We start from the raw sequence: 12,235 nt of genomic DNA on the forward strand, positions 1-12,235 counted from the left end.
TGCGTCAGGCGACCTTGGCAATGCGCTTGCGCGACAGGGCGCGCAGCAGCACCGTGTCCAGCGGCCCGAGGCGTCGTCGGGGGGCTGCGAGCGCCGCGGCGACCGCGCGCTTGAGGCCATCGGCGTAGCGCTCCGGCCCCCAGTCGGCGGCGATGGTGCGGCTCGCGGCACCCATGGCGGCCCTCGATGCAGCGGGGAGCGCCATCGAAGCGGCCAGCGCTGCGGCGACGCCAGCCCCATCGTGGGGGTCGACGAGCCAACCGTTCAGCCCGGGGCGGACCAGCGCGTCGGCCGCCCCGCACGGTCGCGACACGATGAGGGGCACGCCGGCCGCAGCCGCCTCCGAGATGACGAGACCCCACTGCTCGGCGCGCGCGACGTGGACGAACGCGTCGGCGAGGCCATAGATCGCGGGCAGGCTGTTGTAGTCACGGAAGCCCGGCAGGTGCACTCGCGCCCCGAGCCCGTGCCGTGCCACGGCGGCCTCGAGCGCGGTGCGCTCCGGTCCGTCGCCGAGGACGAGGAGGTCGTGCCCCGTGTCGCCTTGTGCGAGCGCTGCAGCGAAGGCGTCGATGAGGCCGCAAAGGTTCTTCTTGGCCACGAAGCGTCCGCTCGCGAGGAGGTAGCGCCCGGGCAGCTCCTCGGCGGCGCGCGTCGCTGGCGCATGAGCGCGCGCGGCGTCCGCTCCCCCGGCGAAGTGCGCGTTGTCGACGGCGTCGTAGCCGAGGAAGATGCGCTCCGCGTCGAGCCCCAGCGCGGCCGCGTACGCCCGATGCGGCGCGCCGGCGACGAGCGCGGCGTCGGCGCAGCGCACCACGCGCGACTTCACCCGCTCGCGCCACCCCGAGCGAGGACCGTCGTGCGCCTGGCTGTCGCTCATCATCACGACGGCGCTGCCGTGACGCTTGGCCCAGACGATCGCCGCGAGGCTCTCGGCGAACGACCAGCCTGCGACGGCGACGACGTCCGGCCGGCATCGGCCGAGCGCCGCGCCGACGCGCTCGGTGAGCGTGCCGTCGGCGAGGGCGCCGGCGTAGTCCGCCTCGCCCTCGCAGACGCGCGTCACCGACGGCACGCCGGGTCCCGCAAGGAGCTGCGCGAAGTCGGCGGCGTTGCGCACCGAGAGCACCGTGATGCGCCGGAACGCCTCGTGCGCCGCTCGGAAGCGGGCGGCATGGTAGTGCGAGACCTGCTGCGTGAGGATCGCGAGGTGCACGGGCACCCTCGCTGTCATTGCGAAGGCGCTCATCGGTGGCGTGCCGCGCGGCCGGTGCCTGCCTGCACGAGGGCCGGCGCGTCGATCGGGCGACGCGTCGATCGACGCTGCGGTGCCGTGTGCAGCTCGAGCATGAGGATCAGCGCGTAGCCGAACAGGAAGGGGAAGAGCACGAGGAGCGTGACGTCGCGGCCGAGGTTGAACGTCAGCCCCAGCCCGACGAGGAACAGCGCGACGCGCGGCGCGCTCCCCTGCAGCCGCAGCCGGTTGAGCAGGCTCGCCCAGACGGCGAGGAGCAAGGCCGCGGCGACGGGACCGAGCCACAGCCCGAAGTTCAGGACCCCCTGGCCGACCATGCCGGTGGAGATCGTGGCGTGGACGCCGATGTCGTTGACCGCCCCACCGAAGCCGCGCAGGTTCGCGTAGTCGATGCCGATGAGCGGCTTGCCGGGCCATAGCGCCCGCGGCACCACGTTCGCCAACTCGGCGACGTAGCGACCGCCGTAGGACAGGCGCAGCAGCCCCTCGTCCAGGAAGCCGACGACGTAGGTGAGCTCGGACGCCATGTTGAGCCCGAGATGCTTCTGCTCTTCCAGGCCGCGCACCTCCGCAAGGGCGAACCCCTTGTCGCGGCTCGCGATGATCAGCCGGAAGGCGGTCTCCACGACGAGCCCGCCGGCGGCGAGGATCGCAAGCTTCAGCCAGAGTGCCAGCCGGGTGAACAGGAACAGGCTCGCGAACATCGGTGTGACGACCGCGAGCGTCACGTTGCGCGAGCCCTGGAGGAACGCATAGGGCCAGGCAATGACGATCGCCGCGACGAGCAGGATCGCCGTCGAACGGCGGCGCACGATGGGCAGCATCAGGCCGAACGATGCGAGGGTCAGCGTGTAGAGGTAGGTGGCGGTCGACACGACGAACCCGCCGGACCCGGCCCCGCTGCCGGCGGCCCTCGCCCACATGGAGCCCGTCGCGCGACCCTCGAGGGGGAACAGCGCGCCGAGGAGGTCGCCGCCCATGCGCCAGGTGCCGTAGGCGAGGAGGAACACCCAACCGGCGACGGCGAGGACGGCGAGGCCGTCCGGCGAGATCGACCCTCGGGTGAACATCGACCTCGCGATCGGTCCGCTGGAGCCGCGGGCGGACGGCTCGAGGACGGGGCGGAGCAGCCCGTAGAGCGCCATGAAGGCGGCGACGAAGATCGTCGCGCACAGGTACGCCGTCTCCACGTGCGAGGGCGCGAGGTAGACGAACTCCTCCGCCATGTAGATCGGCTCGACGAGGTACCAGACCGCGAAGGTGCCCAGAACGGCGAGGAGGGGTGTCGACCAGTAGGCGGCGATGTTCGCGAGGCCGTAGGCGAGCCCCGCCGCCGTCAGCCCCGCTGCGGCGTAGTACGTGAAGGGCAGCGTGACCTCGTCGTTCACGACGCCCCCGCTGCCCGGGCCTGGAGGACGGCGTGGCAGACGTCCCGGATGCCGGTGCGGAAGGTGTCCCAGGGATGGCGGGCGGCCGTCCTCACCGCAGCGGCGCGCAGGTCGTCGTTGGCGTCGGTGAGGCCCGCGAGCCGCTCCAGCTGGCGGGCGAGGCCATCGACGTCGCCGACCTCGCTCAGGAAGATGCCGTCCTCCTCGCCGCCGAGGTCCGGCAGCGCGGTGTTGCGTGTGCCGAGGACAGGGACACCGGCGGCGAGCGCCTCGAGGTAGACTTGGCCGAACCCCTCGACGATCGATGGCATGCAGAACAGCGACGCGGCCGCGTAGCGCCGCGCGAGCTCGGCGGCGGACACCCCGGGCACGAGCTCCACGGACGGGTTGGCATCGAGGTGGCGCTCGACGAAGCCATCACGGGTGCGAGCGACGATGACGAGGCGGGCGCCCCTCGGCAGGCGCGCCTTCCTCCACGCCAGGAGGAGGTGGTGGACGCCCTTGCGCTGCAGCGCGGAGCCGACGAAGAGCACCACGAACGCTCCGCGCGGGGCCCTCGCCTCCCGCTGGAGCGGCGTGGCGATCCCGTAGCGCACCACGCTGATGCGCCCCGGGTCGGCCCCTGCGGCGACGAAGGTGCGCGCTGTGAAGCTCGAGGCGCAGACCACGTGGTCGGCGTGGCGCCAAGCCTCGTCGGACCGCCGGCGAGCCTCGCGCGCGACGGTGCGTGCGTCCTCGATGGCCGCGCTTTTTGAGGGAAGGAAGTCGCGCTCGTCGTAGGCCAGGAGGGTCCGCTCGGCCTCATGATGGGGGTGGTAGAAGAATACGATGCGCGCCGGGTCGTGGTCGTATGACGCGTGGAAGGCTGCCGGCGCGTTGGCCGAATAGAGCAGCAGGTGGCAGCGCCGCCGTCGCGCCTCCGCCGCCGCGGCGCGCGAGATGGCGACGTCGTTGCGGTCGCGCAGGGCCTCGGCCCGCGCCGGATCGCGACGGACGAGAAGCTCGCTGAGCGCGACGCGCGGCAGTTGGCGTATGCGCTGAGCGGGCAGGTCCGGTCGCGAGCGGAACACGACCGCATTCGCCACCCTCCCGGGAAGGAGCGCGGTCAGCCGCGCGACGCGACGAGTGGCGTACGCGTCCGTCACCAGACGCTCCAGGAGGCCGCCCTCGGCAAGGGCGAGCGGCACCTGGTAGTCGTCGCGGCGACCGCGGAACGCGCAGACGAAGGTGTCCGCGATCGCCGAGCCCGCCGTGCGCGGTGGCATCCTCGGCGGCCTCGCGTGCTCGCCGCCTCGCTCGCTGCACGCGCCAGCGCTCACCCAGGCACCGCCGCGGCGGTGTCCGGCGCTGCACTGAGCATGGCCCGAAGCTGACCGGCCCGGCGCGCCCAGGTCTGGCTGCGCGCATAGGCGATCCGCTCGGCGGCGTCGACGGGCTCGCAGAGCGCACGGGCGATGGCGGCGGCGAGGCCGTCTGCCCCCTGAGCCACTGTGACGTAGCTTGGATAGAGCCGAGCCTCGGGCACCGGCGTGCTGACGAACGGCCGGCCGCTCGCGATGGCGTCCATGATCTTCGTCGGGCATGCAGCTAGGTTGAACGGGTGGTTCGCGGCGTAGGGCATCCAGTTGACCGCGTAGCGCCAGTAGTGCTCCCGCACCGCGTGCTGCGGCACGCCGCCCTCGTGGATCACGTTGACCCGCGCCAGCGCGGCGGCGCGCTCCTCCCTCCACGGCGCTTGGCAGCGCTCGGCCTCGGCCCCGAGGAAGCCCACGACGTGGAACGTCACGTCCCGGCACCGGTCGGCCACCTCGCCGACGAGGCGCCAGTCGATCCGGTCGCCGAGGTTGCCGACGTAGCCCACCGTCGAGGCAAGCGGTGCAAGGTTGGGGTGCGGGTTGAGGTACGCATCAAGGACGCCGAGCGGCAGGTGCCGGATCCGCCGGCGACGACGGGGGTGACGCTGCGCCAGCCGATCCGCCTGATGGACCGACAGGCATGCCGTGAGCGCCGCACGGTCGACGAGCTCGTCCTCCAACGCGCGGATGCGCAGGGCGCGCGACGGCTCGTAGAGCTCGTAGTCGTCCAGGTTGTAGTAGATGAGGTCCTCGTCCGGCACCTGGCGCACCCAGGGGGCGAGGTACGGGTAGGGGACGACCACGCGCGGGGCCTGTCCCGACCGCGTGGCGAGCGCGCGCCGCTGCACCTCGACGGTGCGCCGCATCAAGGACCTGAACAGCGGCTCGAGCCGTCCCGCGTAGCCCGGCGGCCGCACCACGCGACGCCGCTCGACGCCGCTCGCCTCCTCCGGCCATCCCGGCCTCAGGCGACGGTGGTTGACCGCGTCATAGAATTGCACGGTCGTGACCTCGGCTGCCGCGCTGAGGCTGTGCGCGAGGGCGTACACCCAGGGAGCGTTCGCGGCGAGGAACAGGAACGGCCGGTCGGCCATGCTCTAGCGACCCCGCACGTCGCGCAGCGCATGGGTAAGGGTCGGCGAGCGCCCCACGACACCACGGATCACCTGGCGCACGCCAGGCGGCAGCATCTGGAACAGGCGAACCTTTGGCGTGAAGGGCGGCGGCATGGTGCCGGCAAGCGGCCGCGTCACCGGGCCGGCCGCGCGAAGCGTCTCGAACAGCTCGCCATAGCGCCGCCACATGGCCTCATCGCTGAAGCTCCTGCGGGCGAGCTGGGCGATGGCGGCACGCTCGTCGTCGGTGAGGGCCAGCGTTTCGAGCACGGCAGCGGCGAGCCTCGCGACGTCCCCAAGCGGCGCGAACCGACCGTCGCGCGGCGCGGTGGCGATCTCCTTCGTCCCCGTCTCGATGTCCCAAGCCACCACGCCGCAGCCCATGCCCATACACTCTAAGGTTGCCATGCCAAATGGCTCGACGCGACTCAACATCAAAATGAGCTTCGACCTTGCCGCGGTCCGGAAGATCACCGATCGGTCCACCCGCCCGTAGAGTTCGATCCGGTCGGCTCCTTCGAGTGCCTCAACGCGATGGCGCAGGGCAGGCCCGACGTCGCCGAACCAGTGGAGGCGTCCGGCGAACCCCCTCGCCGTGAGGCGTGGCCAAAGGGCGAGGACGTCGTGCGCGCCCTTCAGCGGCTTGTCCCCGCCGAGGAACATAAGGTCGTCGGCGCGCCCGGATCGGCCGAGCGCCTCGAGCGGGATCGGGAACGCCGAACCGTTCGGGATCACTCGGAGCTTGGAAGGGTCGCTCAGCCGGGGCCGGAAGCAGGCGGCGACGGTCTCCGAGATCGCGACGATGGCGTCGAGCGCGGCCTCGTGGTGCAGCGCGGCCTCGAAGTAGCGCGGCGCGGTGTCGTGCACGGCGTAGATCGCCAGCGTCTGTGCGGGGAGGTGCGGTGGAGTGTGGTCGACCTCCTCCGACCCGTTGTAGACCAGGATGTCCTGGGGGTTCTCGGCGAGCCAGCTGGCCAGCCTCTGGGGTGCGTCGAGGAGCGGCGGCGCGAGGTCGAGCGACGCGACACGGGCGCCGCCAGGCTCGGCGACGGTCCGCTCTGGGGGGCGCAGGAAGAGGAGCGTCGCGTCCACCGCCCCGCTGCGCGCGGCTGCCGCGCAGCACGCCCCGGCCACGGCGACGACGCCGCCGTCGTAGTCGTCCGACACAAGCCAGGTCGCGCGGAGGCGTTGCGTCAAAGTCCGTCTCCCGCGCTCGCTAAGCCACGTGGCCGGCCGTTCCTCTAGCGGACCAAAGCGCCGCGATCTACCAAGAGTTGTGTTCTTGCTTGACGACGGTGCCGTTGCCGCCGCAACGACGCCTCGTTCCGGCGCGGCCGGTGGAACGGGGGCGCCGGTGCAGGTTTCGGTTCTCCTACTGACGTACAACGAGGCGGCGAACCTGCCGCGTTGCCTTCACGCCCTCCGCTGGTGCGGCGACGTGGTCGTAGTCGACTCCGGCTCCACCGACGACACCGTCGCCATCGCGGAGGCCGCGGGGGCGCGTGTCCTGACCCGCCCGTTCGACGACTTTGCCCGGCAGCGCAACCACGGCCTGGCGAACGGCGGCTTGAGGCACGATTGGGTGCTGCACCTCGACGCCGATGAGGTGGTCACGGACGGCTTCGTCCGCCGGCTGGCTGGGCTGGAGCCGCCGCCGGGGATCCTTGCCTACCGCGTGCCGTCGAAGCTCATGCTGCACGGGCGCTGGCTGCGGCGCGCTGGGATGTACCCGACCTACCAGGTGCGGCTCGGCCACCGCACCGGGCTTCGCTTCGTTCAGGTCGGCCACGGGCAGCGCGAGGACCTGCCGAGCCAGGCGGTGGGGACCTTCGACGAGCCCTACCTGCACTACAACTTCTCGCACGGCGCGGCGGCGTGGCTCAGGAAGCACGTCTCGTATGCGCAGGCCGAGGCCGAGCTCCTCGCCGAGCGCCCACCGGACGACCGCCCGCCGCTCCGGGCCATCGCCGCGCGCGACGCCACCGAGCGGCGCCGCGCGCTGAAGGCAATGTCCCGGCACGTGCCCCTCGCGCTGCGTCCGCTGCTGCGGTTCTGCGAGGTCTACGTGCTGCGCCGCGGCTTCCTTGATGGTTATGGCGGCTTCACCTACGCGTTCATGCTGTCGACCTACGAGGCGATGATTGCGATCTGCACATTCGACCGCCGTCGTTAGGACTTATGTGTGCGGTTGCGAAGGAAGGACCCGTCGGCGTAGAACCCGCGACGCTGCAGCGTGCCCGATTGACGCCCCTCGCGAGCTTCCAAGCAGGACTTTGATGGCCCGTCTCTACGAAAGCCGGAAGCGCATCCTCGTGACCGGGGGCGCTGGCTTCCTCGGCTCCCACCTCATCGACCGGTTGATCGGGCAGGGTCACGAGGTGCTGTGCGTCGACAACCTCTTCACGGGGACGAAGAGGAACATCGACCACCTGCACAACCACCCGCTGTTCGAGTTCATGCGGCACGACATCACCATGCCACTGTACGTCGAGGTCGACGAGATCTACAACCTCGCCTGCCCCGCGTCGCCGATCCACTACCAGCACGACCCGATCCAGACGACCAAGACATCGGTGCACGGCGCGATCAACATGCTAGGCCTCGCCAAGCGGTTGAGGGCGAAGATCTTCCAGGCCTCCACCAGCGAGGTGTACGGCGACCCGACGGTGCATCCCCAGAGCGAGGACTACTGGGGCAACGTCAACCCGATCGGCCCGCGCTCGTGCTACGATGAGGGCAAGCGCTGCGCCGAGACGCTGTTCTTCGACTACCATCGCCAGCTCGGGCTGCCGATCAAGGTGGTGCGCATCTTCAACACCTACGGCCCGCGCATGCACCACGCCGACGGCCGCGTGGTGTCGAATTTCGTCGTCCAGGCGCTGCGCGGCGAGCCGCTCACGATCTACGGCGACGGCAGCCAGACGCGCTCGTTCTGCTACGTCGACGACCTCATCGAGGGCTTCCTGCGCCTCATGGACACCGACGAGACGGTCACCGGGCCGATCAACATCGGCAACCCGAACGAGTTCACCATCCGCGAGCTCGCCGAGAAGACCGTGGCCAAGATCGGCGGCGCCGAGCTCATCACGATGCCCCTGCCCCGCGACGACCCGAAGCAGCGGCGGCCGGACATCTCCAAGGCCAAGGCGCTCCTGGGCTGGGAGCCCAAGGTCCAGCTCGACGAGGGGCTCGACCGCACGATCGAGTATTTCCGTGACTTCGTCGGCCAGATGGAGGAAGCTTAGCGGTCAACCTAAGATCGTAATAGTTCCTCCGGAGCGTGCGTGCACTATCGTGCCGAGATCGACGGACTGCGCGCGCTCGCCGTCGGTGGGGTGGTCGCCCACCACGCCGGCGCGCCGCTCCCCGGAGGGTTCCTCGGCGTCGACGTGTTCTTCGTCATCTCGGGCTTCCTGATCGCGCAGATCATCCTCGCCGACCTCGCGCGGGGGCGCTTCGACCTCGCCTCGTTCTGGGTGCGGCGCGTCCGGCGCATCGTCCCCGCGCTCGTCGTGGTCGTCCTCGCCTGCCTGCCCTTCGCCTGGGTGCTGATGTCGCCGGAGGCGCTCGTCGACTTCGCGCAGAGCATCGCGGCCCTCGCCGTGTTCGGCACGAACGTCCTGTTCGCCGTGCAGAGCGGCTACTTCGCGCCGCGGGCCGACGAGATCGCGCTCCTGCATACCTGGAGCCTTGCGGTGGAGGAGCAGTTCTACCTCCTGTTCCCGGTCGTCGCGCTCGTTTTGTGGCGGCTCGGCGGCCGGGCGATGACGGTCGGCGCGCTTGTTGTTGGAGGCGTCTTGAGCCTCGCCCTTGCCGAGGTGATGGCGCATCGCCTGCCGGACGCCGCCTTCTACCTGCTGCCGACGCGCGCGTGGGAGCTCCTTGCGGGTGCGCTCGCCGGGGCCTTCATCATGCGTTCGGCGAGCCGGGAGCGGTGGGCGGGACGCGCGAGGTTCGTCGCTGACGCCCTCTCCCTTGCCGGGCTCGGCCTAATCATCGCCGGCATGGGGCTGATCGATGGACGTGCGCGGGTGCCCGGCGTGGTGGCGCTCGTCCCGGTCGTCGGCACGGTCCTCGTCCTCCTGACAGCGGTGCCGGGGACGCTCGTCCAGCGGTTGCTCTCGGCACCCGCGTTGGTGGGGGTCGGGCTCGTCAGCTACAGCGTGTACTTGTGGCACCAGCCGGTGTTCGCCTTCGCCCGGATCGCCCACTTCAGCGAGCCGCCGCCGGCCACCATGGTGGCGCTCACCGTCGTCGTGCTCGCCCTCTCGGTCGCGACGTGGCGCTTCGTCGAGCGTCCGTTCCGCGATCGCGCGCGGGTCGGGACGCGAGGTGTCTTCGTCGGCGCCGGCGTCGCCGCCGTCGGGCTCGCCGCGGTCGGGCTCGTCACCGCGGCACACGGCGGCTTCGGGGCCGCGCGCTTCGGACATGAGCTCTGGGCGATCCTCAAGACCGCGGAAGCTTCGCGCCGCAGCAACCCGTGCCACTACCCGCCCAGCTCCGAACGGTTCTCCCTCGCGCGGTGCCGGCACGGGGCGGACGTCGCCCCCACGGTCGCCGTGTTCGGGGACAGCCACGCCATCGAGCTCGCCCACGCGCTCGCCGTCGAGCTCGAACGCGACGGACGGTCCCTTGTTCAGCTCACCTCCGCGGGCTGTCCGCCGGCGCTGACGTTCGACCCAGGTGTGCCAGGTTGCCGCGAGTGGAGCCGGTCGGCCACGCTCTGGCTCGAGGAGGCCCGCGGCATCGACACCGTCGTGCTCTCGTGGCGGCACACAGCCTACCTCTTCGGCTTCGTCCCCGATGGTCGCCTGACCCTCCCCGACGACACCTTCCGCATCGAAGGTCCCGGCGGCAACGAGGCGAGGCGGGCGCGCTACTGGAACTCGTTCGCGGCGATGGTGACGCGGCTCGATGCAGCGGGCCTCCGGGTGATCGTCGCCGAGCCCGTGCCGGAGATCGTCGTGCCGTTCCAGAAGTACGCCATGCTCCGCCCCGTCGAGGGGGGCAGGGTCGCGACGGTCCCGCGCGCCTACCATGAGGCGAGGCAATCCTTCGTGCTCTCGCGGCTGACACATCTCGGGACCGAAGTGCTGCCCGTCACCGAGCGCATGTGCGATGAGGCCGGCGAGGGTGCCATGTGCTACGGCGCCATCGACGGTGCCGCGCTGTACTTCGACGACAACCACCTCAGCGCCGCCGGTGCGCGCCAGATCGTCGCCGGCATGTTCGACCCTGCGGTCGCAAGGGTGGCAAGCCGCGACCGCACCTCCGCCGCCATGCCAAGCGACTGAGCCGTCGAACATGTTACATTCTAAGGTGGCAATGATGATTGTGATCCCATAAAAGTTGTGTTGCTAAAGGTCCGCGCGCCGTCGGTGCGCCGGACCTTGGTCGGACAACCGCACGGGGACCTTGATGGCGCGACGTGGCCTCCCCGAGGACGACACCTCCGACCTTGGCGCGAAGGCAGCTCGTGGTGGCCTCATCGGGGTCGGCGCCCAGCTCGTCGCGATGGCGCTGCAGCTCGCCAACGTCGCTGTCATGTCGCGTCTGCTTGCGCCGCAGGACTTCGGCCTCGTCGCGATGGCGGCCACCATCGTCGCCTTCATCGAGCTGTTCCGCGAACTGGGGCTGACCATCGCGACGATCCAGAGGGACAGGATCGACCAGGATACGGTGAGCGGGCTGTTCGCCATCAACCTTGGCGTCGGCATCCTCCTCATGGCGGTGGCGATGGGCGTCTCCCCGCTCGCTGCGGCCGTGTTCGGCGACGAGCGCGTGGCGACGCTGATCGTCGCGATCTCGCTGACCCTGCCCGTCGCCGCGGCCGGCGCCCAGCAGGAGGCCCTGCTCAACCGCCAGATGCGCTGGCTGACCTTGCGCTGGACGGGGCTGACGGCGCAGGCGCTCGGCATCCTCGTCGGCATCGCCGCGGCGGTGGCCGGCGCCGGGACCTGGGCGCTCGTCGCCAACTCCTGGACGATGGTGCTCGCCTCCACCGTCCTCATCTGGATGGTCTCGAGCTGGCGGCCCTCGTGGGTGCGCGATTGGTCGGGCGCGCTGTCGACGCTCGGCTTCGGCCTCGCCCTCACCGGGTTCAACCTCATGCAGTACATGGAGCGGCAGTTCGACAACGCGCTCATCGGCTGGCGCTGGGGCGCGACCGAGCTCGGCTTCTACAGCCGCGCCTACGGTCTGCTCCTGCTGCCGCAGTCCGTGGTCATGGGGCCGCTCACAGTGGCGGTGCTGCCGGCGCTGAGCCGACTGCAGAACCGACCGCAGGAGTGGGCGAGCCTCATCCTGCAGTGGCTGCGGCTCACCAGCCTGTTCACGTTCTGCGCGGCTGCGGTGGTGATCGCCAACGCGAGCGACGTGACGCGCATCGTGCTCGGCGCGCAGTGGGGCGAGGCCGCGGTCATCCTGTCGCTGCTCGGCTGGTCGATGATCGCCCGCGCCTTCGTCGCCGCGAACGTGTGGGTCTTCATCTCGCTCGGGACCACGCGACGCATGTTCGCATGGCACCTCGCCACGCTGCCGGCGTACCTCATCGCCTACTTCGTCGGCGTCGAGTACGGGGCGGAGGGCGTCGCAGTCGGCTTCGCCGTCGCATTCTGCGCGACGGCGCTGCCGTCCATCGCGTTTGCGGTGCGCGGCACGTCGCTCTCCACGTGGGCGGTCGTGCGCGCCTGCCTGCCCCTTGCCGGCCTCGCGGTCGCTTTGATCGTCGCGGCGCCGCTGTGGCGCCTGGAACTCGTAGGTGACGAGCTGGACGTCGTCCGCGGGCTGGTGAACATCGTCGTGACCGGCGGGCTCTACGCCTTCGGCGCGAGCGTCGTGGTCGCGCTCGACCCGACCTACGACGCACGGGCCATCCTGCGGCGGTTGCGCGCCTCCCTGCCCGCGCGGCGTGGAACGAGCGCTCCGCTGCCCGTCGGGACCGCGTCGCCCCAGGACGTTGCGCCGGTGAGCCCCCGCACGGTCGATCCGCCAGCCGTCCCAGGGACGCTACCGGCCGACGCAAGGCCGTGATCCGGCGAGCGCAACCGCTCGCGCGAAGGCGCGCAGCGTCGCGTCCTGCTCGCGCCACATCGAAGGTCGCATGATGGATCTGCTTCCTGC

The 12,235-nt window shown here is 71.0% G+C and carries 9 protein-coding genes; 4 read left to right on the forward strand and 5 right to left on the reverse strand.

Features of this window, described 5'->3' with window-relative positions; all coding sequences use genetic code 11:
- Positions 1 to 4: 4 nt before the first annotated feature.
- From ACOOE8_RS07960 to ACOOE8_RS07980, 5 genes are read right to left on the reverse strand one after another with little or no spacing between them, the layout of a single operon-like run.
- Positions 5 to 1,216 carry a glycosyltransferase gene (locus ACOOE8_RS07960; RefSeq protein WP_420394287.1) on the reverse strand — a complete coding sequence of 404 codons (1,212 nt, stop codon included), beginning with the start codon at positions 1,214 to 1,216 and terminating at the stop codon, positions 5 to 7.
- 29 nt (positions 1,217 to 1,245) lie between these two features.
- Complete coding sequence (locus ACOOE8_RS07965; protein WP_420394288.1) at positions 1,246 to 2,643, reverse strand: hypothetical protein; 1,398 nt, start codon at positions 2,641 to 2,643, stop codon at positions 1,246 to 1,248.
- Complete coding sequence (locus tag ACOOE8_RS07970; RefSeq protein ID WP_420394289.1) at positions 2,640 to 3,908, reverse strand: glycosyltransferase family 4 protein; 1,269 nt, start codon at positions 3,906 to 3,908, stop codon at positions 2,640 to 2,642. The genes ACOOE8_RS07965 and ACOOE8_RS07970 overlap by 4 nt, the downstream gene beginning before the upstream one ends.
- Positions 3,909 to 3,958: 50 nt before the next feature.
- Positions 3,959 to 5,092: a glycosyltransferase gene (locus tag ACOOE8_RS07975; RefSeq protein ID WP_420394290.1), complete on the reverse strand. Its 1,134-nt coding sequence runs from the start codon at positions 5,090 to 5,092 to the stop codon at positions 3,959 to 3,961.
- A 3-nt stretch (positions 5,093 to 5,095) separates the two neighbouring features.
- Entirely contained in the window at positions 5,096 to 6,310 is a 1,215-nt protein-coding gene (locus ACOOE8_RS07980) for a glycosyltransferase family 4 protein (RefSeq protein WP_420394291.1), read from the reverse strand.
- Positions 6,311 to 6,467: 157 nt separating this feature from the next.
- Between ACOOE8_RS07980 and ACOOE8_RS07985 the strand changes: the two genes are divergently transcribed.
- The 4 genes from ACOOE8_RS07985 to ACOOE8_RS08000 all read left to right on the forward strand — a co-directional run bounded on the left by ACOOE8_RS07985 (position 6,468) and on the right by ACOOE8_RS08000 (position 12,145).
- The gene (locus tag ACOOE8_RS07985; RefSeq protein ID WP_420394292.1) at positions 6,468 to 7,286 is read left to right on the forward strand and encodes a glycosyltransferase family 2 protein; all 819 of its coding nucleotides are present in this window, start codon (positions 6,468 to 6,470) and stop codon (positions 7,284 to 7,286) included.
- Between the two features lie 103 nt (positions 7,287 to 7,389).
- Positions 7,390 to 8,358: a UDP-glucuronic acid decarboxylase family protein gene (locus tag ACOOE8_RS07990; RefSeq protein ID WP_420394293.1), complete on the forward strand. Its 969-nt coding sequence runs from the start codon at positions 7,390 to 7,392 to the stop codon at positions 8,356 to 8,358.
- 39 nt (positions 8,359 to 8,397) lie between these two features.
- On the forward strand, positions 8,398 to 10,407 hold the full coding sequence (locus ACOOE8_RS07995) for an acyltransferase family protein (protein ID WP_420394294.1): 2,010 nt from the start codon (positions 8,398 to 8,400) through the stop codon (positions 10,405 to 10,407).
- Positions 10,408 to 10,531: 124 nt separating this feature from the next.
- Positions 10,532 to 12,145, forward strand: coding sequence for a lipopolysaccharide biosynthesis protein (locus tag ACOOE8_RS08000; protein WP_420394295.1), 1,614 nt, complete (start codon positions 10,532 to 10,534; stop codon positions 12,143 to 12,145).
- Positions 12,146 to 12,235 lie beyond the last annotated feature (90 nt).

Origin of the sequence: Acuticoccus sp. (assembly GCF_965213555.1) — a bacterium.
Lineage (GTDB): Bacteria > Pseudomonadota > Alphaproteobacteria > Rhizobiales > Amorphaceae > Acuticoccus.